This window comes from Streptomyces sp. NPDC054757, from assembly GCF_053612185.1.
The window spans coordinates 489,091-510,137 of the sequence record NZ_JBSHBW010000001.1 but is presented as its reverse complement, the minus strand read 5'-3'; the positions used below and the strand labels follow the sequence as shown (position 1 = coordinate 510,137).

The following is a 21,047-nucleotide window of genomic DNA, read 5'->3' as shown; positions in this document are numbered from 1 at the left end:
TCGCAGCGACCGAGGACCTGTCGATGTTCGGCCGGGACCCCTGGTGGCTGGTTGTCATCAAGGCCGTCTTCTGCTTCGCCTTCCTGATGATCACCGTGCTCTTCTCCATCGTGTGGGAGCGCAAGGTCGTCGCCTGGATGCAGCTGCGCATCGGCCCCAACCGGCACGGCCCCTGGGGCATGCTCCAGTCCCTCGCCGACGGCATCAAACTGATGCTGAAGGAGGACCTGGTCGTCAAGCGGGCGGACAAGTTCGTCTACGTCCTCGCGCCGGTCGTCGCCGCGGTGCCCGCCTTCATGGCGATCGCGGTGATCCCCTTCGGCCCCGCGGACAACGAGGTGTCGGTCTTCGGACACCGTACGACGATGCAGCTCACCGACCTGCCGATCGCGATGCTCTACATCCTCGCGGTCGCCTCGGTCGGCATCTACGGCATCGTCCTGGCCGGCTGGTCGTCCGGGTCGACCTACCCGCTGCTCGGCGGGCTCCGCTCCTGCGCGCAGATGATCAGCTACGAGATCGCGATGGGCGCCGCCTTCGCCTCCGTCTTCCTCTACTCGGGGTCGATGTCGACATCGGCGATCGTGGACGCACAGAAGGACCGCTGGTTCATCGTGCTGCTGCCGGTCTCCTTCATCATCTACATCGTCACGATGATCGGGGAGACCAACCGCGCCCCGTTCGACATGCCGGAGTCCGAGGGCGACCTGGTCGGCGGCTTCAACACCGAGTACTCGTCCATCAAGTTCGCGATGTTCATGCTCGCCGAGTACGTCAACATGGTCACCGTCTCGGCGGTCTCCGCGACCCTCTTCCTGGGCGGCTGGCGGGCCCCGTGGCCGGTCTCCACCTTCTGGGAGGGCGCGAACCACGGCTGGTGGCCGATGCTCTGGTTCGTCATCAAGGTCCAGCTCCTCCTCTTCTTCTTCATCTGGCTGCGCGGCACGCTCCCACGGGTGCGCTACGACCAGCTGATGAAGCTGGGCTGGAAGGTCCTCATCCCGGTCTCCGTGGTCTGGCTGATGCTGGTGGCGACCGTACGGGCGCTGCGCAACGACAACTACGACTACTCCCGGATCGTGCTCTACGGAGCCGGGGCCGTCGTGGCCATCCTGCTGCTCTCCTTCGTCTACGACATCTTCCGCGACAAGCAGGAGAAGCAGGGCAGGGCCGCGGAGGAGGCGGCGGGCCCCGGACCGGCCTTCGACCCGATGGCGGGCGGCTACCCCGTACCGCCCCTGCCGGGACAGACCCTTCCGCCGGTACCCCGGCGGCGCTCACGCACCCAGCGAGAGCTGATTGTCAGTGGCGGCGTGGACACTGTGAGTGACGGAAAGGAGGCCGGTGATGTCTGACCGCTCTACTGGGGCTTCCGGGGACGACGCCCCCAAGACTCCTTGGCAGAATCCGGTGGCCGGCTTCGGCGTGACCTTCAAGGCCATGTTCAAGAAGCGGCTGACCGAGCAGTACCCGGAGCAGGAGAAGACGACGGCGCCGCGCTTCCACGGGCGGCACCAGCTCAACCGCCATCCGGACGGGCTGGAGAAGTGCATCGGCTGCGAGCTGTGCGCCTGGGCCTGTCCGGCGGACGCCATCTACGTGGAGGGCGCGGACAACACCGAGGAGGAGCGCTACTCCCCGGGCGAGCGGTACGGCCGCGTCTACCAGATCAACTACGCCCGCTGCATCCTGTGCGGACTCTGTATCGAGGCCTGCCCCACCAGGGCGCTGACGATGACCAACGAGTTCGAACTGGCCGACAGCAGCCGCGCCAACCTGATCTACACCAAGGAGCAGCTGCTCGCCGGGCTGGACGAGGGCATGGTCGACTCACCGCACTCGATCTTCCCGGGCACCGACGAACAGGACTACTACCGCGGCCTGGTGACCGAGGCCGCCCCCGGCACGGTCCGCCAGACCGCCGTGTCCAAGGGCGAGACGGCGGCCGAACCGGGCGACCGGACACCGGACGAGGGGGCGAGGGCGTGACTTACCTGACCTCCACCGGTGAGGCCGTCCAGTTCTGGGTGCTGGGCACGGTCGCCGTGATCGGCGCGCTCTCCACCGTACTGATGCGGCGGGCCGTGCACAGCGCGCTGAGCCTCGCCGGGACCATGATCATCCTTGCGGTGTTCTACCTGGCCAACGGCGCGTACTTCCTGGGCATCGTCCAGATCGTCGTCTACACCGGCGCGATCATGATGCTCTTCCTCTTCGTGGTCATGCTGGTCGGCGTCACCGCGGCCGACTCGCTCAAGGAGACCATCAAGGGCCAGCGCTGGCTCGCGGTGCTCTGCGGGATCGGCTTCGGCGTGCTGCTGATCGCGGGGATCGCCAATGCCTCGCTCAAGAGCTTCACGGGCCTCGGCAAGGCCAACGCGAACGGCAATGTGCAGGGCCTCGCCGCCCTCATCTTCACCAAGTACGTCTTCGCCTTCGAGATCACCGGCGCGCTGCTCATCACCGCGGCCGTCGGCGCGATGGTGCTCACCCACCGGGAGCGCACCGAACAGGCCAGGACCCAGCGGCAGATGTCCGAGGACCGCGTCCGCAGCAAGCAGCTGCCGCCGCTGCCCGCGCCCGGTGTCTACGCCCGGCACAACGCGGTGGATGTCGCCGGACTGCTCCCGGACGGCACCCCCTCGGAGCTGACCGTCATGCAGACGCTGCGCCAGCGCGGCCAGATCCGCGATGTGTCGAGCGAGGCCATGGCGAACCTCAGGGCGCTGGAGCAGCGCTCCGAGGAGCGGCTCGGCCGTACGTCGGGCCACGGCCACGACGCCGTGGCCCCCGACGACGGCCCGGCCGGCCGTGACGGGCTCGACCGGGAAGAGGAGGAGGCGAAGTGAATCCGGTCAACTATCTGTATCTCGCCTCGTTGTTGTTCACCATCGGTGCGGCCGGGGTGCTGATCAGGCGGAACGCGATCGTGGTGTTCATGTGCGTCGAGCTGATGCTCAACGCCTGCAACCTCGCGTTCGTCGCCTTCTCCCGTATGCACGGAAACCTGGACGGCCAGATCATCGCCTTCTTCACGATGGTCGTTGCCGCCGCCGAGGTCGTGGTCGGGCTCGCGATCATCGTGTCGCTCTTCCGCTCCCGCCACTCGGCCTCGGTCGACGACGCCAGCCTGATGAAGCTGTAAGGGGTCGCTGAACAGTGGAGAACCTGATTGCGCTGCTGATCGCAGCGCCTTTGCTCGGAGCGGCGGTGCTGCTCTGCGGCGGGCGGCGGTTCGACCGTGCCGGCCATCTGCTCGGCACGGTGTTCGCCGCCGCGTCGTTCGTCCTGGCAGCCGTCCTCTTCGTGAACATGCTGGGGAAGAACGCGGACCACCGCACCCTGCACCAGCACCTGTTCAGCTGGATCCCGGTGGGCGGCTTCCGGGCCGACGCCGCCTTCCAGCTCGACCAGCTGTCGATGACCTTCGTCCTGCTGATCTCCGGTGTGGGCACGCTCATCCACATCTACTCGATCGGCTACATGGAGCACGACGAGCGGCGCCGCCGCTTCTTCGGCTATCTGAACCTCTTCCTCGCGGCGATGCTGCTGCTGGTCCTCGCCGACAACTACCTGCTGCTGTACGTCGGCTGGGAGGGCGTGGGCCTCGCCTCGTACCTGCTGATCGGCTTCTGGCAGCACAAGCCCAGTGCGGCGACGGCGGCCAAGAAGGCCTTCATCGTCAACCGGGTCGGTGACATGGGCCTGTCCATCGCGATCATGCTGATGTTCACCACCTTCGGGACCTTCGCCTTCGGTCCGGTCCTGCACTCCGTGGGCGGCGCGTCCGAGGGCAAGCTCACCGCCGTCGGACTGATGCTCCTGCTCGCCGCCTGCGGCAAGTCGGCCCAGGTGCCGCTGCAGTCCTGGCTCGGTGACGCGATGGAGGGCCCGACCCCGGTCTCGGCCCTGATCCACGCGGCGACCATGGTGACCGCGGGCGTCTACCTCATCACCCGCTCCGGGGCGATCTTCAACGCGGCGCCCACCGCGCAGCTCGCCGTCGTGGTGGTCGGCGCGGTGACGCTGCTCTTCGGGGCGATCGTCGGTTGCGCCAAGGACGACATCAAGAAGGCTCTCGCGGGCTCGACCATGTCGCAGATCGGCTACATGATCATGGCGGCGGGCCTCGGCCCCATCGGATACGCCTTCGCGATCATGCACCTCGTCACCCACGGCTTCTTCAAGGCCGGGCTCTTCCTCGGCGCCGGATCGGTCATGCACGGCATGAACGACGAGGTGGACATGAGGAAGTACGGCGGCCTGCGGAAGTACATGCCGGTGACGTTCGTGACCTTCGGCCTCGGCTATCTCGCGATCATCGGCTTCCCCGGCCTCTCCGGCTTCTTCTCCAAGGACAAGATCATCGAGGCCGCCTTCGCGAAGGGCGGCACCGAGGGCTGGATCCTCGGCGGAGCCGCCCTGCTGGGCGCCGGTATCACCGCGTTCTACATGACCCGGGTCATGCTGATGACGTTCTTCGGCGAGAAGCGCTGGGTGCCGGACGCGGAAGGCCACGAGCCGCACCCGCACGAGTCGCCCAGGTCGATGACCATCCCCATGATCATCCTGGCCTTCGGCTCGGTCTTCGCCGGTGCGTTCTTCGGGATCGGCAACCGCTTCCTGCACTGGCTCGAACCCGTCACCGGCCACTCCGAGGGCAACTCACCCATCGGGGCCGGCGTCGTCACCGCCGGGACGATGGTGGTCCTGGTCATCGGCGTCGCCATCGCCTGGCTCGTCTACGGACGCAAGCCGGTGCCCGCGGTCGCCCCCAAGGGCTCGCTGCTCACCCGCGCCGCCCGGCGCGACCTGCTCCAGGACGACTTCAACCATGTGGTCCTGGTCCGCGGCGGCGAGCACCTCACCCGGTCGCTGGTCTACCTCGACCACTCCCTGGTGGACGGCGTCGTCAACGGCACGGCCGCATCCGTCGGCGGGCTCTCCGGCCGGCTGCGCAGACTGCAGAACGGCTACGCCCGCTCCTACGCGGCCTCGATGTTCGGCGGCGCAGTGATCCTCGTCGCCGCGACCCTGCTGATGAGGGCGGTCTGATCACCATGTCCTTTCCTCTCCTGACGGCGACCGCGGCGCTCCCGGCGATCGGTGCGATCGCTACCGCCGCCGTCCCGGCCGCACGGCGCACCGCGGCGAAGTGGCTCGCGCTGCTCTTCTCGCTCGGCACACTCGCCCTGGGCGCCGTCCAGCTCGTCCGCTTCGACCCCGGCGGCGCCCGCTACCAGCTCACCGAATCGCACGCCTGGATCAAGGACTTCGGCGTCCGGTACGAGCTGGGCGTGGACGGCATCGGGCTGGTGATGCTCGCCCTGACCGCCCTGCTCATCCCGTTCGTCATCCTGGCGGGCTGGCACGACGCGGATCCCCTGGAAACGCACAGCTCGCGCTGGCGCCCCACACAGGGCTTCTTCGCCCTGATCCTGGCCGTGGAAGCGATGGTGATCCTCTCCTTCGAGGCCACCGACGTCTTCCTCTTCTACATCCTCTTCGAAGCCATGCTCATCCCGATGTACTTCCTCATCGGCGGCTTCGGGGACCGGGCGCACGCGGGCGGCGACGAGGCGGCGGCCACCCAGCGCTCGTACGCGGCGGTCAAGTTCCTCCTCTACAACCTGGTCGGCGGACTCCTCATGCTGGCCGCGGTCATCGGGCTCTATGTGGTCGCGGGGAACTTCTCGCTCCAGGAGATCGCCACCGCACGGGCCAACGGCTCACTGCACATGGCGACCAGCACCGAACGCTGGCTCTTCCTCGGCTTCTTCTTCGCCTTCGCGGTGAAGGCGCCGCTCTGGCCGCTGCACACCTGGCTGCCCAACGCCATGGGCGAGGCGACCGCCCCGGTCGCCGTGCTGATCACCGCGGTGGTCGACAAGGTCGGCACCTTCGCGATGCTGCGCTTCTGCCTCCAGCTCTTCCCGGAGGCCAGCAAGTGGGCCACCCCGGTGATCCTGGTGCTCGCGCTGATCAGCATCGTCTACGGCGCGCTCCTGGCGGTCGGCCAGCGCGACATCAAGCGGCTGATCGCCTACGCCTCGGTTTCGCACTTCGGCTTCATCATCCTCGGCATCTTCGCGATGACCACCCAGGGCCAGTCGGGCGCGACGCTCTACATGGTCAATCACGGGATCTCGACGGCCGCCCTGATGCTGGTGGCCGGCTTCCTGATCTCGCGGCGCGGCTCGCGGCTCATCGACGACTACGGCGGGGTGCAGAAGGTCGCCCCGGTCCTCGCCGGGACCTTCCTGATCGGCGGTCTCGCCACCCTGTCACTGCCCGGACTCTCCCCGTTCGTCAGTGAATTCCTGGTCCTGGTCGGCACGTTCAGCGCCTACCCGGCCGCCGGGATCGTCGCGACGGTCGGCATCGTGCTGGCCGCGCTCTACGTCCTCGTGCTCTACCAGCGCACGATGACGGGCCCGGTCAGGGCCACGGTGCAGGGCATGGCGGACCTCAAGGTCCGTGAACTGGTCGTCGTACTGCCGCTGATCGCGCTCCTGGTCTTCCTCGGCGTCTATCCGAAGCCGCTGACGGAGATCGTCGACCCGGCCGTGAAGCACACCATGTCCGACGTCCAGAAGAAGGACCCCCAGCCCACCGTGGAGGCCGCGAAGTGAGCGCAACAGCTGTCCACAGCCTGTGGACGACGCAGGCGGCGAGCCCCATCGGCAAGATCCCCACCCCGCACATCGAGTACGCGCAGCTCACCCCCGTGCTGATCGTCCTCGGCGCCGCGATGCTGGGCGTCCTCGTCGAGGCCTTCGTGCCGCGCAAGGGCCGCTACTACGCCCAGGTGTTCCTCACCGTCGTCGCGGTGGTCGCCTCCTTCGCCGCGGTCGTCGCACTGGCCGCCGGCGGGTACGGCTCGACCAAGGCACACATCGCGGCGATGGGCGCGGTCGCGGTCGACGGGCCCGCGCTCTTCCTGCAGGGCACCATCCTGCTGGCCTCGCTGGTGGCGGTCTTCACCTTCGCCGAGCGCAGGCTCGACCCGGAGGTGCACGGCAACCGTACGGACTCCTTCGCCGCGCAGGCCGCTTCCGTACCGGGCAGCGACAGTGAGAAGGAAGCGGTCAGGGCCGGGTTCACCACCACCGAGGTCTTCCCGCTGGCGCTGTTCGCCATCGGCGGCATGCTGGTCTTCCCCGCTGCCAACGACCTGCTGACGCTCTTCGTGGCGCTGGAGGTCTTCTCGCTGCCGCTCTACCTGCTCTGCGCCGTCGCCCGCCGCAAGCGGCTGATGTCGCAGGAAGCCGCCGTGAAGTACTTCCTGCTCGGCGCGTTCTCCTCGGCCTTCCTGCTCTTCGGGATCGCCCTGCTCTACGGGTACGCGGGCTCCGTCTCGTACGCCAGGATCGCCGACGTGGTCGACGGCACCGTGCAGAACGTCGACCCGGCGCTCGCCGACACCATGGGCAACGACGCGCTGCTGCTCATCGGCGGCGCGATGATCCTGCTCGGGCTGCTCTTCAAGGTCGGCGCCGTGCCGTTCCACATGTGGACCCCGGACGTCTACCAGGGCGCGCCGACCCCGGTCACCGGCTTCATGGCGGCGGCCACCAAGGTCGCCGCGTTCGGTGCGCTGCTGCGGCTGCTCTACGTGGTGCTGCCGGGGATGCGCTGGGACTGGCGGCCGGTGATGTGGGCCGTCGCGATCATCACCATGCTGGGCGGGGCGATCGTCGCGATCACCCAGACCGACATCAAGCGGATGCTGGCCTACTCGTCCATCGCGCACGCCGGGTTCATCCTGGCCGGTGTCATCGCCACCACACCGCAGGGCATCAGCTCGGTCCTCTTCTATCTGGTGACGTACTCGTTCGTGACGATCGGCGCCTTCGCCGTGGTCACGCTGGTACGGGACGCGGGCGGCGAGGCCACCCACCTCTCCAAGTGGGCGGGGCTCGGGCGGCGTTCACCGCTGGTGGCGGCGGTCTTCGCCGTCTTCCTGCTGGCCTTCGCGGGTATCCCGCTGACCAGTGGGTTCAGCGGGAAGTTCGCCGTGTTCAAGGCGGCGGCCGACGGCGGGGCCGGCGGTCTGGTCGTGGTCGGTGTGATCTCGTCCGCCATCGCCGCGTTCTTCTACATCCGGGTCATCGTGCTGATGTTCTTCAGCGAGCCGAAGGCGGACGGCCCGACCGTCGCCGTGCCGTCGCCGCTGACGATGACGACGATCGCCGTGGGGGTCGCGGTCACGCTGGTGCTGGGGCTCGCCCCGCAGTACTTCCTTGACCTGGCGGGCCAGGCGGGATCCTTCGCCCGGTAGCCGTACGTCCGCACACGATCTCCGCCGTCGTACGCCGCTGTGTCCGGGGATGTCGGTGCGGGACCCTATCGTGGCAGGAGTGAGATGCGGCGGCCGTGACCGGTGGGAGTGACCGGCCGCCCGGGAGAACGGCGCGACGGGGGACGGACCGATGGAACGCGGGGCGGAACGATGAGCGGGAGTGGCGAGGCAGTGGCCGAGCATACGGAGCAGGCCGGGAGCACGGAGCAGGCCGGGAGCACGGAGCAGGCTGGGCGGACCGCGTCTGCGCGGGGCGCGGAGAGCGAGGCGCTCAGCACTCTGCACCGGGTCTTCGGCTACGAGGCCTTCCGTGGCGAGCAGGAAGAGATCATCGGGCAGGTGGTGGACGGCGGGGACGCCGTCGTGCTGATGCCGACCGGTGGCGGAAAGTCCCTCTGCTACCAGATTCCCGCCCTGGTCAGACCAGGTACCGGCGTGGTGATCTCGCCGCTGATCGCCCTGATGCAGGACCAGGTGGACGCGCTGCGCGCCCTCGGTGTGCGGGCCGGCTTCATGAACTCCACGCAGGACTTCGACGAGCGCCGCACCGTGGAGGCCGAGCTGCTCGCGGGCGAGCTGGACCTGCTCTATCTGGCGCCCGAACGGCTCCGGGTCGACGCCACGCTCTCCCTGCTGAGCCGCGCGAAGATCTCCGTGTTCGCGATCGACGAGGCGCACTGTGTCGCCAGCTGGGGGCACGACTTCCGCCCCGACTACCTGGCGCTCTCACTGCTCGGCGAGCGCTGGCCCGACGTCCCGCGCATCGCCCTGACGGCCACCGCCACCCGCGCCACGCACCAGGAGATCACCGAGCGGCTCGGGATGCCGGACGCCCGGCACTTCGTGGCGGGCTTCGACCGGCCCAACATCCAGTACCGGATCGTCCCCAAGAACGACCCGAAGAAGCAGCTGCTCGCCTTCCTCAAGGAGGAGCACGCGGGGGACGCGGGCATCGTCTACTGCCTCTCCCGGGCCTCCGTCGAGCGGACCGCCGAGTACCTCTGCAAGAACGGCGTGGAGGCCGTGCCCTACCACGCCGGGCTCGACGCGGGCACCCGCGCCGTCCACCAGTCGCGCTTCCTGCGCGAGGACGGCCTCGTGGTGGTCGCGACGATCGCCTTCGGGATGGGGATCGACAAGCCGGACGTCCGGTTCGTCGCCCACCTCGACCTGCCCAAGTCGGTGGAGGGGTACTACCAGGAGACCGGGCGCGCCGGGCGGGACGGGCTGCCGTCCACGGCGTGGATGACCTACGGGCTCCAGGACGTCGTACAGCAGCGGAAGATGATCCAGAGCGGTGAGGGCGGCGAGGCGTTCCGCCGCCGGGCCGCGGCGCATCTCGACGCGATGCTGGCGCTCTGCGAGACGGCGGACTGCCGCCGCGCCCAGCTCCTCCAGTACTTCGGCCAGGAGGCGGCGGCCCCCGCCTGCGGGAACTGCGACACCTGCCTCACCCCGCCCGAGACCTGGGACGGGACGGTGGCGGCGCAGAAGGTGCTGTCGACGGTGGTGCGGCTCGAACGCGAGCGCAGACAGAAGTTCGGCGCGGGCCAGATCGTCGACATCCTGCTGGGCCGCCGGACGGCCAAGGTCATCCAGTTCGACCACGACCAGCTCTCCGTCTTCGGTATCGGCGAGGACCTGTCGGAGGCTCAGTGGCGCGGTGTGGTGCGGCAGTTGCTGGCACAGGGTCTGCTGGCGGTCGAGGGTGAGTACGGCACGCTGGTGCTGACCGGGACCAGTGGTTCGGTGCTTTCGGCGGAGACCGAGGTCCGGCTGCGCAAGGAGCCGGAGAAGCCGGTGGCGGTCAGGGCGGCCAAGGGGGAGAAGAAGTCCAGGTCGGCTGCCGTGGCGGCCGAGCTGCCGGCCGAAGCGGTGCCGGTCTTCGAGGCGCTGCGGAGCTGGCGCGGCAAGCAGGCCAAGGAGCAGGGCGTCCCGGCGTATGTGATCTTCCACGACGCGACACTGCGGGAGATCGCCACGGTGCGGCCCGGCACGCTCGGTGAGCTCGGCGGGATCGGCGGCCTCGGCGAGAAGAAGCTGGCGACGTACGGGGAGGGCGTGCTCGGCGTGCTGGCCGAGCTGGCCGAGCTGGCGGGTACGGGGGCGAGTGCGGGTGCGGACGCGGATGTGACCGCACCGGCATCGTCCGCCTCGTCCGCGCCGTCACCGGGGGCGGCCCGGCCCGGCGGCCCCGGCCCTTCGGCCCCGGCCCGACCCTCCGCCCAGGGTGACCCGGAGGACCCGGGCGCCTGGGACGAGCCGGACTTCGCGGATCACCCGGACGATCCGGAGGCGTTCGGCGGGGCCTGAGCCGGGGAGGACGGAGGAGGCGCGCGGGGGGTGGGGCCGGGCGCCCGCAGCCGTGGCCGCCCCGGGGACGCTCGCCGCCTTGGCCGCCCGCAGCTGCCTGGGTCCAGCCAGTCGCCGTCTTGACGGCCAACCGCAGTCACCGGTTGGCCGACCACCGGCTCTTGGGCCGGCCAACTGCCGCCCCCGGCCGGCCGACCGGCCCTGGGGCCGGCCAACTGCCGCCCCGTCAGCCGCCGGCCCGGGCGGGGCAGCGGCCGACCGCCACCCCGCTCCCCGTCACCCCCCGCCGCTCCGGTTGGCGCGGTCGCGTTGGATGGTGCGGTGGACCGCGTAGGCCGCCCACTCCTCCTTGACCAGGTGGCGCATCGCCGAGCGGGACTTCCAGCCGTCCCTGGCGGCGATCCGGGAGAGGCCCACCGCCGAGACGAGCGCCGCCAGGGCGCGGCTGCGCGGGTCCGGGAAGCCGGCCGCCTCCGCCGTCAGGAAGCGGTCGCGGGCCTGGGCCGACCAGTTCAGCGGGCCCGCCGGATGGCGGTGGTAGGGCAGCAGCCCCGCGAGGCGGTGCGTCTCACGGGTCAGTACGTCCCCGTCCACCAGGTGGTCCAGATACAGCCCCTCCACCGTGCGGCCGGACCGCCGGATCCAGTAACGGGCGCCGACGCCCCCGCCGGACTTCCGCTTCTCCGGGGCCGGCAGCAGCTCCAGCACCCGCCCCAGCACCGGATCGTGCGGCAGCAACGGCTGGTCCACCGTCACCTTGCCGCGCGCCTCGGAGATCCGCCCCTGCAGCTCCAGTTCGGCCAGGGCCGCACCGGCCATCCCGAACTCCAGATAGCGGTTCCGGCAGAACGGCTTGCCCCGGCGCGGGTCCAGGGCGAGGAGCAGCAGCTCCTCGGGGAGCGTCGGCGCTTCCTGGCTCATCGCGCGGGCACGATCCTTCCGGTCACCTCACCGAGGCCGACCCGGGTCCCGTCGGGCCCCGGCGCCCAGGCCGTCATCGTCACCTCGTCGCCGTCCTCCAGGAACGCCCGCTTCCCGTCGTCGAGTTCGAGAGGCCGGGTGCCGTTCCAGGTCATCTCAAGGAGTGAACCGCACTGCTCGGGCGAAGGGCCGCTGACCGTGCCCGAGCCGAACAGGTCCCCGGTGCGGAGCGAGGCGCCGTTGACGGTCGTATGGGCCAGCATCTGGGCAGCCGTCCAGTACATCCCGGCGAAGGGCGGCTCGGATACCGGCTGTCCGTTGACGCTGACCGTGATCCGCAGGTCCAGGCCGCCCGCTTCCTCGGCCGTCGCGTCGTCCAGGTAGGGCAGCAGGGGCAGTTCGCGGGCGGGCGGCGCGGTCCGTGCCGCGTCCAGTGCCTCCAGCGGAGTCACCCAGGCCGAGACCGAGGTGGCGAAGGACTTCCCGAGGAAGGGGCCCAGCGGCACGTACTCCCAGGCCTGGATGTCCCGCGCCGACCAGTCGTTGAGCAGCTGGAGGCCGAAGACATGGTCCCGGTAGCCGGAGAGCGGGACCGGCTCGCCCTGCCGGGACGGGACGCCGACGACGAAGCCGACCTCCGCCTCGATGTCGAGCTTGACCGAGGGCCCGAAGACCGGCGCCGGGTCCGACGGCGCCTTGCGCTGCCCGGAAGGACGTACGACATCGGTGCCCGACACCACGACCGTGCCGGAACGGCCGTGGTAACCGATCGGCAGATGCTTCCAGTTGGGCGTCAGCGCCGCCGAGTCGGGCCGGAAGATGCTGCCGACGTTCGTCGCGTGGTGCTCGCTCGCGTAGAAGTCGATGTAGTCGGCGACCTCGTACGGAAGGTGCATCGTGACGCCCGCCACCGGGTGCAGCAGCGGCTCTATGACCGGCCGGTGCGCCGGGACGGTCACCCAGGCGGTCAGCGCGCGCCGCACATCGCGCCACGCCGTACGGCCCGCCGCGAGCAGCGGGTTGAGCGTGGGGTGTGCGAGCAGCCTGCTGTACGGGGAGCCGAGCGCGGTCGCCGCCGCCCCCGCGTCCAGTACATGGCCGCCGATCCGCACCCCCACCCTGCGCCGGCCGGGATCCTCAAGAGTGGAGAAGACTCCGTACGGCAGGTTGTGCGGGCCGAAGGGGTCGCCTTCGGGGAGGTCGAGCGGGCTCTGCTCAGGCATGGGGTGCTGCCTCGCTTTCAGGTCTGTGGACAGCCCCACGGTACGGGGGCGGGGCGCGCCGCGTCAGCCGCTGAAAGGTTCAGGGGCGTCCCGCCATTTCAAGCCCGTCCGGCGCTTGAGGACACCGGGGGCCGGGGGCTCGCCCCGGCTTCGGGAAGGGGCGGGGAGGGGACAGGCCCGCCGCAGGCGCTCACCCGCACCACGTCCCGGCCGCATCACAACCCACCCGCACCACGCCCCGGCCGCATCACAACCCACCCGCACCACGCCCCACCCGCACCACGCCCCACCCGCACCACGCCCCGGCCGCATCACGCTCCCCGAGCACTGCCCTCCCCGGAGCACCACACTCCACGCCCCGGGCCACCCACGTTTTCGGCCCCTCGGCACCACGCCCGGACAAGGGCCACGCCCCCAGGCACCACGCCCCGGGCCGGGCCCCGTCCCAGGCACCACGCCCTCACGCGCCACCCCGGAGAGGAGGAAGGCGAGAGGAAGAGCGGCCCCATCCCCCCTACCCCGCGATACGCGGAATCCGTTTCTCCCAGCTCCGCCGGAAGACCACCTCGTCCCCCTCCTGGCACACCACCTCGCTCGACGTGATGAAGTCCTGGGCGTCACAGGTGATCTCGGACCGGGTCCGCACGCGGGCGTCCCAGCCGGTCTCCGGGCGGTGCAGCCGGATCGACCAGTCCGAGCGGGTGCGCGCCGACAGCGGATCCGCCTCGTTGATCGTGTACGTCTCCAGCGCGTCCTCGCTGAACTCCAGGCCGTCCGGGTAGATCCGGGTACCTCCGTACCTCGGGTCCACCTCAAGTCGCCAGTCGCCCTTGGCCACATCGCGTACGACAAGACGCTCCGGGCGCTCCTCCGGGTTGTCCGGGTAGACCACCGCGAGCGGCTCCGACTGCTCGGGCTCGTCGAAGGTGATGTGGTCATCGGTGTGCGCGCGGACCGGGAGTTCCATGGTCGAGGCCGCCGGGTCCAGGATCCAGCCGTGCGCCGAGTCGGGCTGCGGCCAGATCCACGGCCAGTACGCGGAGGAGACCGAGAGGCGGATGCGGTGGCCCGGCGGGAAGGTGTGACCGACGCCGTTCAGCTCGAAGGTGAGCGACTCGGTGGTGCCCGGCTCCCACGGATCCGACCGGTCCCGGCCGTGCCGCGCCGAGAAGTTGAGCGCCCCCCGGGTGACCAGTGTGGACGCCCCGTCCGGCGCGACGTCGCAGAGCCGGGCGATGACCTGCCCGGTGGGGACGTCGGAGCGCACCGAGAGATGCACCTTCGCGCGGCCCAGGATCTCGATGGCGGCCTGGCGGACCGGGAATTCGAAGCAGACGGACTTCGCGTCCTCGTCCCGCTGGTCGGGCGGCAGATCGGAGTCGTTGCCGAACGGGAAGAACCGCCCGGCGTCCAGACCGGTCTGCATCGGTGACCTGACCTCCATCGGGTCGCCCTGGAGCGCGTACGACACCGGGGTGACCTGCGGCGACGGCCAGGCCGTATCACCGACCCAGCGGCCGGGCAGCTCCGGGTAGACCGTGGCGGGCGGGTGCGACTCGCTGATCCACGAGCGCAGCAGCGGCTCGGCCATCACCCCGTTGTCCTCGCCCTTGAGGTGGTGGTCCCACCAGCGCAGGGTCTCCTGGAGGAAGCCGATCGCGGGTCCGGGCGGCAGCCCCCGGTCCGGGTACTGGTGCGACCACGGGCCGATCAGCCCCCGTACCCGCGACGGGTCGAGGTTCCCGACCAGCCGCAGGACGGTGTCCCGGTACGGGTCGTGCCAGCCGCCGACGGCCAGGACGGCCGGCTGGACGGCCCGGTAGTCCTCGCAGACGCTGCCGTGCTTCCAGTAGTCGTCGCGCGTCTGATGGGCGAGCCAGGTGTGGATGAACGGCTCGACGGCCTCAAGACGGTTGAGCCACATGTCCCGCCAGACCGAGCCGACCTGCGCCGGGTCCGGGGGGCGCGACACGAAGGCGAGCATCGTGGCCGCCCAGGCGTGCATGTCGACGGCGAGCACCGAGCCGCCCATGTAGTGCACGTCGTTGTCGTAGCGGTCGTCGGCGGAGCAGACCGTGACGATCGCCTTCAGCGGCTCCGGGGCCAGGGCCGCGATCTGGAGCGAGTTGAAACCGCCCCAGGAGATACCGAACATCCCGACCTTGCCGGTGCACCACTCCCTCCCGGCCAGCCAGTTCACCACCTCGACCCCGTCGGCCAGCTCCTGGGCGTCGTACTCGTCACCGGGCATGCCGGTCGAGTTGCCGTGACCGCGTACGTCCACCCGGACGGACGCGTAGCCGTGGCCCGCGTACCAGGGGTGCCGCTGCCAGTCCCGCGGTGCCGTCCAGTCGGACAGCCGGTACGGAAGGTATTCGAGCAGGGCGGGGACCGGTCCGGCCGCGTTGACCGGGCGCCAGATCCTGGCGTACAGCTGCGTGCCGTCCGCGAGCGGGATCCAGACGTCCTCGCGGCGGGTCTCGTACGGGAATTCGGTGCGGATTCGGGCCACGGCAGGCGCTCCTCAGTGGACGGGGTGCATGGTGCGCCTGAGCCAGGGGGCGGCGGCGACGACCGCGAGCCCGGCGACGACGGCGACGGCGCCGTTGACTCCGAAGTACGCCGGGTCGGAGACCTCGCCGTACAACTTCACGATCTGCGCCTGGACGCCGTTGGCCAGGGCGAGGGACAGGAACCAGAGCGCCATCGTCTGGCTGGCGAAGGCGGCGGGCGCGAGCTTGGTGGTGGCGGACATGCCGGAGGTCTCGACGAGGATGTCGCCGAGCCCGAGCAGCGCGTACGAGCCGACGATCCACCAGACGGACATCAGCCAGTCGCTGCCCGTGCGGCCGGACGTGGCGGGGACCATGATCAGGAAGGAGAGCCCGCCGAGGATGGTGCCGATCGCGATCTTGTTGGAGGCGTGCGGCTGGTGCCGGCCCATCCGGACCCAGACGGCGGCGACCACCGGGGCCAGCGCCACCTCGAAGGCGCCGAGCGCCGACGCGTACCAGCCGGCCGGGAAGTGGAAGCCGAAGATGTCCGTCCTGGCGTTGGTCGACGCGAGCAGGATCATCGTCGAGTACGCCTGGAAGAGGATGAAGTTGAAGACCACCGAGGCGAGGAACAGCACGATGTAGGGGCGCAGATGAGCGCGTTCGGGCCTGGTCACGCGGGGGCTGCGGAACATCACGGCGAAGAAGACGACCGGCGCGATCACCGAGACGATGGTCAGCGCGTCGACGGTGCGGTCCAGCGTCAGCCAGCCGGAGAGCCCGAGGACCACGGCGACCACGGCGACGGCCAGCACGCCGCCGACGATCATCCGGACCGCACGGCGCATCGCGGCCGGCGGCAGCGCCTGCTCGGCGCGCTCGGTGCGGCCGGCGATGGTGCGGCGACCCAGGACGTACTGGATCAGACCCAGCGTCATCCCGACGGCGGCCGCCGAGAAGCCCCAGTGCCAGCCCTCGTGGTCACCCAGCCAGGCGGTGACCAGGGGGCCGAGGAAGGCGCCGATGTTGATGCACATGTAGTAGAGCGCGAAACCGGCGTCGCGGCGCTGGTCCTCGGTCCGGTACAACTTGCCGACCAGGGTGGCGACATTCGGCTTCAGCAGCCCCGTGCCGAGCGAGATGAGCCCCAGACCCACCCAGGTCATCCCGGCCGTCGGGACCGCCATCGAGTAGTGGCCGAGTGCGATGAGGATGCCGCCGCCGAGTACCGCGCGGTACGAGCCGAGGATGCGGTCGGCGAGCCAGCCGCCCGCCACCGAGACCAGATAGACCAGCGTGCCGTAGGCGGCGGAGATGGAAGCGGCCGCCCCCGGCGACATGCCGAGACCGTCCTGGTCGACCGCGGCCGTGAAGTAGAGGACGAGGATGGCCTGCATCCCGAGGAACGAGAACCGCTCCCAGATCTCCAGTCCCGACAGGGTCGCCAGACCGCGCGGCTGGCCGAAGAACGAATGGTCGTCGCCCGGCTCCGGCGGGGGCTGGGACGGTGGTGCGAGTCCCGGCTGCGGCTCTGTTCCGGACAAAGGTACTGCTCCCATTCAAATCGAGTTGTTTTGAACATACCGGTCACGCCCGGCATGTGCTCGGGGTGGGCGGGCAGGCGCTCATGGTGATCGAAAGAGGACCGGATACGCTGACTTGAGTGCGGACAGCGACACATCGACAATCCGTGTGATCGTCAGCAGACAGGAGATCCCCTCGTGACCGTCGTCGAGCCATTCGGGCTGAACGTGCGGGACCAGGCACTTGAGGCCGATGTCCAGGCCGGATTGGCGGCTGTCGAGGCCGGGCTGCTCGATGCCACCAAGAGCGACGTCCCTTTCATCACGGAGGCCGCGCAGCATCTGGTACGGGCGGGGGGCAAGCGCTTTCGTCCGCTCCTGGTGATGCTCGCCGCCCAGTTCGGTGACCCGTATGCGCCCGGGGTCGTACCCTCCGCCGTCGTGGTCGAACTGACGCATCTGGCGACGCTCTACCACGACGACGTCATGGACGAGGCGGAAGTGCGCCGCGGGGTCCCCAGCGCCAACGCACGCTGGGACAACTCGGTCGCGGTCCTCACCGGCGACTTCCTCTTCGCACGCGCCTCGCACATCCTGGCCGACCTGGGGCCGGAGGCCGTACGGATCCAGGCCGAGTCGTTCGAACGCCTGGTCACCGGCCAGATCCTGGAGACCGCCGGCCCGCGCGACGGGCACGACCCGGTCAGCCACTACCTCGATGTCATCGCGGGCAAGACGGGATCCCTGATCGCGGTCTCCGGGCGGTTCGGCGCGATGATGTCCGGCGCCGACGAGAGCGTGGTGAACATCCTCACGCAGTACGGCGAGCGGCTCGGTATCGCGTTCCAGCTGGCCGACGACGTACTGGACATCGCGAGCGACAGCCACGAGTCGGGTAAGACACCCGGCACGGACCTGCGGGAGGGCATCCCCACCCTGCCGGTGCTGCGGCTGCGCGCCCAGGCCGCCGAGCACGGCCGCCCGGACGATCTCGCCCTGGTCGAGCTGCTGTCGGGCGATCTGACGGACGACGCCCGGCATACCGAGGCGCTGCGGCTGATGCGGGCCCACCCGGCCCTGGAGCAGGTACGCCAGGACACCGTGCGGTACGCGGAGGAGGCGCGGGCCTCACTGGCGCCGCTGCCCGAGTGCTTCGCGAAGACGGCGCTTGAGGAGCTGTGCGGCGCGGTGGTGCACCGCGTGGGGTGAGGGTGTCGGCTCGATGTCAGTGGGCTCGACGCCAGCCGGCCCCCGATATCAGTCGGTTCGGTGGCAGTCGGTTCGATGTGAGTCGGTTCGATGGCGCAGGACCCGGTCGCGTGTCAGCGGCCGGGTCCTCTGCTGTTCTTCGGGTGCTGTCCGGTGGGCGCCGTCCGTCGAGACCTGTCGGTTGGGCCGGTCGCACGGGGCGGGTCCTTCGGACGGGTGGCCCCTTCCCTGCCGGGCGCTCCCCCTACGGGGCGGTGCGGGTCGCCCGTGGCGCCTGTCATACCGCAGCAGTAGGCGCAGTTGCTCCCGGGGGCTGACGCTTACCGTCCGGGAATTTGGTGAGATGGACGGCACCACACCCCACCGATTCGGGTGAGAATGGCGGCGCGGGGTGGACAAGCGTGACCGTACGGATCGCCGCCGATCACGGAGGTAGGGCACACATGGCACCGAACGACAGTGCAGAGGGCACCGGAAGCGCACAGGACACCGGAGAGGCCGGGAACTCCGCCGCGGGCCGCCGGAAGGCCGCGCGTTATCTCGTCCCGGTCGGAGTGGCGGGGGTGGCGGCCGTGACGATCGGTCTCGTACCCGCACTCGCCAGCTCGGGCGACCCCAGCCTGCCGAAGATCTCGGCGCAGCAGCTCATCGCGAAGATGGCCGCATCGGACACCCAGCAGCTGTCCGGCACGGTGAAGGCCGACGCGGACCTGGGCATCCCGTCACTCGGCGGCCTGGCCGGCACCTTCGGCGGGGGCATGGGCGGCAGCGGTGGTGACGGCGGCGGCAGCGGCGGATCGAGCGCGTCGCCCCAGTCCAAGCTGATGGAGCTGGCATCGGGCACGCACACCCTGCGGGTGGCCGCGGACGGTCCCGACAGGCAGCGGGTGTCCATCCTGGACAGCGCGGCCGAGTACAGCCTGATCCACAACGGCCGGCAGGTCTGGGCGTACGACAGCAAGTCGAACGAGGTCTACCACGCGAAGGCCCCCGCCCGGGCGGGCGGCTCGGCGGGCGGCCGCGAGGACCGTACCGACAAGCTCCCGGCCACCCCGAAGGATCTGGCCGAGCAGGCGCTCAAGGCGGTCGGCCCGACGACATCGGTGAGCGTCGACGGCACCGAACAGGTGGCGGGCCGTGACGCGTACCAGCTGCTCATCAAGCCGAAGCAGTCCGGTTCCACGATCGGTTCGGTCCGGGTCACGGTGGACTCGAAGACCGGCACTCCGCTGAAGTTCACGCTGACGCCGAGCAGCGGTGGCAAGGCCGCCATCGACGTGGGCTTCACCAAGGTCGACTTCGCGAAGCCCGCGTCCTCCGCCTTCTCCTTCACTCCGCCGAAGGGCGCGAAGGTGACGGAGGGCGCCGCCCCCGGGGCCGGTACGCACCGCTCTCCGCAGGGTCCCGGGAAGGACCTGAAGTCCGCCTCGCCGGAGGACTTCAAGGGCCTGAACATCATCGGCAAGGGCTGGACGTCGGTGGCCAGGATCGACACCGGCAGCGGCAAGGGCATCGGCGGCATCGGCGGTGGCACCGGCGGGCTGGGCGGATCCACGGGGAAGAGCGGCTCCGCCGGACAGGGCGGCTCCGCCGCGGACGCGCAGAAGTTCCTCAGCTCGCTGGGAGACAAGGTGACCGGCTCGTTCGGCTCGGGGACGGTGTTCCACACCCGGCTGGTGAACGCGCTGATGACCGACGACGGAAAGATCTTCGTCGGGGCGGTCGACAAGGGCGCACTGGTCAAGGCGGCCAACACGGCCAAGTAGGCCCGACTCGGCCAGTAGGCCCGACACGGCCAGCAGGCCCGACACGGCCAAGTAGGCCCAACACGGCCAAGTAGACCCGACTCGGCCAGCAGGCCCGACACGACGGCGGGTCCGGCACACGCCCCTGGGGCGGCCGGACCCGCCGGGTGTTCTCTGCTCCGTGCGACCGGGGGGCTGGCCGCCCGCTCCGGGGCGCGGCGCTCCGGTCCGGGTGCGTCCCGTTAGCCTGGATCGCACCGTGCGCCGAACACCGCGCCGCCCGGACCGCACCGTGCGCCCCCGCGCCGAACGACGGGACCGTCGCCATGCCAGAAGCCGTCATCGAAACCCATGCCCTGACCAAACGCTTCCGCGGCGGCCAACTCGCGGTGAACCGCCTGGACCTCGCCGTCCCGCGCGGCAGCGTCTTCGGCTTCCTCGGGCCCAACGGCTCCGGCAAGACCACCACCATCCGGATGCTCCTCGGCCTCATCGCCCCGACCTCCGGCACCGCCACCCTGCTGGGCCGGCCGATGCCGCGCGCCGCCCACAGTGTGCTGCCGGACGTCGGCGCGCTCATCGAGGGCCCCGCGCTGTACGGGTTCCTCTCCGGCCGCGACAACCTGCTGCGCTACGACTCCGCCGACCCGCGGGCCGACCCCCGTACCCGGCGCGCCCGTGTCGATGCCGCCATCGAACGGGTCGGGCTCGCCCACGCGGCGGCCAAGAAGGCCAAGGCGTACTCACTCGGTATGAAGCAGCGCCTCGGTCTCGCCTCCGCACTGCTCCAGCCGCGCGGACTGCTCGTCCTGGACGAGCCGACGAACGGGCTCGACCCGCAGGGTATGCGGGAGATCCGGACCCTGGTCAGGGAGTTGGCGCAGGACGGCACCACGGTCTTCCTCTCCTCCCACCTCCTGGACGAGATCGAGCAGGTCTGCACCCACGCGGCTGTGATGGCCCGGGGCACGCTGCTCGCCCAGGGCCCGGTCGCCGAACTCGCGACCCGCGGCCGTCTCGCCGTGGGCACACCCGACCCCGCGGTGGCCGCCCGGGTACTCAAGGAGCGGGGCATCTCCGATGTGGAGGTGGCCGGCGACCGGGTGACGGGGGACATCCCGCCCGCGGACACCGACGTGGCGGACCTGAACGCGGCCCTGGTACGGGAAGGCGTACGGGTCAGGTCCTTCGGCGTCGAACGGGCCTCCCTTGAGGACGCCTTCGTCGCACTCACCGGAGAGGGTTTCGATGTCGCAGGCTGAGGCACCCCGCCAGAAGCAGACCGAGGGCCGCGTGCCTGAGAGCACCGCGCCTGA

At 70.4% G+C, this 21,047-nt stretch carries 15 protein-coding genes; 11 read left to right on the top strand and 4 right to left on the bottom strand.

Features of this window, described 5'->3' with window-relative positions:
- Positions 1 to 23: 23 nt before the first annotated feature.
- The 8 genes from nuoH to recQ all read left to right on the top strand — a co-directional run bounded on the left by nuoH (position 24) and on the right by recQ (position 10,615).
- On the top strand, positions 24 to 1,355 hold the full coding sequence (gene nuoH, locus ACWGKJ_RS02300; protein WP_385018775.1) for an NADH-quinone oxidoreductase subunit NuoH: 1,332 nt from the start codon (positions 24 to 26) through the stop codon (positions 1,353 to 1,355).
- Entirely contained in the window at positions 1,348 to 1,989 is a 642-nt protein-coding gene (gene nuoI, locus ACWGKJ_RS02295) for an NADH-quinone oxidoreductase subunit NuoI (RefSeq protein WP_385018728.1), read from the top strand. Before nuoH ends, nuoI begins: the two co-directional genes overlap by 8 nt.
- Positions 1,986 to 2,849 carry an NADH-quinone oxidoreductase subunit J gene (locus ACWGKJ_RS02290; RefSeq protein WP_385018730.1) on the top strand — a complete coding sequence of 288 codons (864 nt, stop codon included), beginning with the start codon at positions 1,986 to 1,988 and terminating at the stop codon, positions 2,847 to 2,849. The genes nuoI and ACWGKJ_RS02290 overlap by 4 nt, the downstream gene beginning before the upstream one ends.
- Positions 2,846 to 3,145, top strand: a complete 300-nt coding sequence (gene nuoK / locus ACWGKJ_RS02285; protein ID WP_129773108.1) for an NADH-quinone oxidoreductase subunit NuoK — start codon at positions 2,846 to 2,848, stop codon at positions 3,143 to 3,145. The genes ACWGKJ_RS02290 and nuoK overlap by 4 nt, the downstream gene beginning before the upstream one ends.
- A gap of 14 nt (positions 3,146 to 3,159) precedes the next feature.
- Positions 3,160 to 5,055: an NADH-quinone oxidoreductase subunit L gene (gene nuoL, locus ACWGKJ_RS02280; protein ID WP_385018732.1), complete on the top strand. Its 1,896-nt coding sequence runs from the start codon at positions 3,160 to 3,162 to the stop codon at positions 5,053 to 5,055.
- A gap of 5 nt (positions 5,056 to 5,060) precedes the next feature.
- Positions 5,061 to 6,632 carry an NADH-quinone oxidoreductase subunit M gene (locus ACWGKJ_RS02275; RefSeq protein ID WP_385018734.1) on the top strand — a complete coding sequence of 524 codons (1,572 nt, stop codon included), beginning with the start codon at positions 5,061 to 5,063 and terminating at the stop codon, positions 6,630 to 6,632.
- Positions 6,629 to 8,281, top strand: coding sequence for an NADH-quinone oxidoreductase subunit NuoN (nuoN, locus tag ACWGKJ_RS02270; protein ID WP_385018736.1), 1,653 nt, complete (start codon positions 6,629 to 6,631; stop codon positions 8,279 to 8,281). Before ACWGKJ_RS02275 ends, nuoN begins: the two co-directional genes overlap by 4 nt.
- A gap of 171 nt (positions 8,282 to 8,452) precedes the next feature.
- Entirely contained in the window at positions 8,453 to 10,615 is a 2,163-nt protein-coding gene (recQ, locus tag ACWGKJ_RS02265) for a DNA helicase RecQ (protein WP_385018739.1), read from the top strand.
- 276 nt (positions 10,616 to 10,891) lie between these two features.
- On the opposite strand, the gene ACWGKJ_RS02260 is transcribed toward recQ, so the two are convergent.
- From ACWGKJ_RS02260 to ACWGKJ_RS02245, 4 genes are all read right to left on the bottom strand, one after another.
- Positions 10,892 to 11,536, bottom strand: coding sequence for a GOLPH3/VPS74 family protein (locus tag ACWGKJ_RS02260; protein ID WP_385018741.1), 645 nt, complete (start codon positions 11,534 to 11,536; stop codon positions 10,892 to 10,894).
- Entirely contained in the window at positions 11,533 to 12,759 is a 1,227-nt protein-coding gene (gene fahA / locus ACWGKJ_RS02255; RefSeq protein ID WP_385018743.1) for a fumarylacetoacetase, read from the bottom strand. The genes ACWGKJ_RS02260 and fahA overlap by 4 nt, the downstream gene beginning before the upstream one ends.
- 514 nt (positions 12,760 to 13,273) lie before the next feature.
- Positions 13,274 to 15,271, bottom strand: coding sequence for a CocE/NonD family hydrolase (locus tag ACWGKJ_RS02250; protein WP_385018745.1), 1,998 nt, complete (start codon positions 15,269 to 15,271; stop codon positions 13,274 to 13,276).
- Positions 15,272 to 15,283: 12 nt separating this feature from the next.
- Entirely contained in the window at positions 15,284 to 16,798 is a 1,515-nt protein-coding gene (locus ACWGKJ_RS02245; protein ID WP_385018747.1) for a peptide MFS transporter, read from the bottom strand.
- A 177-nt stretch (positions 16,799 to 16,975) separates the two neighbouring features.
- Between ACWGKJ_RS02245 and ACWGKJ_RS02240 the strand changes: the two genes are divergently transcribed.
- The 3 genes from ACWGKJ_RS02240 (at position 16,976) to ACWGKJ_RS02230 (ending at position 20,993) form a co-directional block, all read left to right on the top strand.
- Positions 16,976 to 17,986, top strand: a complete 1,011-nt coding sequence (locus ACWGKJ_RS02240; protein WP_385018749.1) for a polyprenyl synthetase family protein — start codon at positions 16,976 to 16,978, stop codon at positions 17,984 to 17,986.
- 443 nt (positions 17,987 to 18,429) lie between these two features.
- Positions 18,430 to 19,752: a LolA family protein gene (locus tag ACWGKJ_RS02235; RefSeq protein ID WP_385018751.1), complete on the top strand. Its 1,323-nt coding sequence runs from the start codon at positions 18,430 to 18,432 to the stop codon at positions 19,750 to 19,752.
- 305 nt (positions 19,753 to 20,057) lie between these two features.
- On the top strand, positions 20,058 to 20,993 hold the full coding sequence (locus tag ACWGKJ_RS02230; protein ID WP_385018753.1) for an ABC transporter ATP-binding protein: 936 nt from the start codon (positions 20,058 to 20,060) through the stop codon (positions 20,991 to 20,993).
- Positions 20,994 to 21,047: the final 54 nt, after the last annotated feature.

What these genes read in the sequence shown, in the direction of transcription:
- nuoH (WP_385018775.1), top strand. Translation starts at nt 24, where the DNA reads ATGTTCGGCCGGGACCCCTGGTGGCTGGTTGTCATCAAGGCCGTCTTC.
- nuoI (WP_385018728.1), top strand. Translation starts at nt 1,348, where the DNA reads ATGTCTGACCGCTCTACTGGGGCTTCCGGGGACGACGCCCCCAAGACT.
- ACWGKJ_RS02275 (WP_385018734.1), top strand. Translation starts at nt 5,061, where the DNA reads ATGTCCTTTCCTCTCCTGACGGCGACCGCGGCGCTCCCGGCGATCGGT.
- recQ (WP_385018739.1), top strand. Translation starts at nt 8,453, where the DNA reads ATGAGCGGGAGTGGCGAGGCAGTGGCCGAGCATACGGAGCAGGCCGGG.
- ACWGKJ_RS02260 (WP_385018741.1), bottom strand. Translation starts at nt 11,536, where the DNA reads ATGAGCCAGGAAGCGCCGACGCTCCCCGAGGAGCTGCTGCTCCTCGCC.
- fahA (WP_385018743.1), bottom strand. Translation starts at nt 12,759, where the DNA reads ATGCCTGAGCAGAGCCCGCTCGACCTCCCCGAAGGCGACCCCTTCGGC.
- ACWGKJ_RS02235 (WP_385018751.1), top strand. Translation starts at nt 18,430, where the DNA reads ATGGCACCGAACGACAGTGCAGAGGGCACCGGAAGCGCACAGGACACC.
- ACWGKJ_RS02230 (WP_385018753.1), top strand. Translation starts at nt 20,058, where the DNA reads ATGCCAGAAGCCGTCATCGAAACCCATGCCCTGACCAAACGCTTCCGC.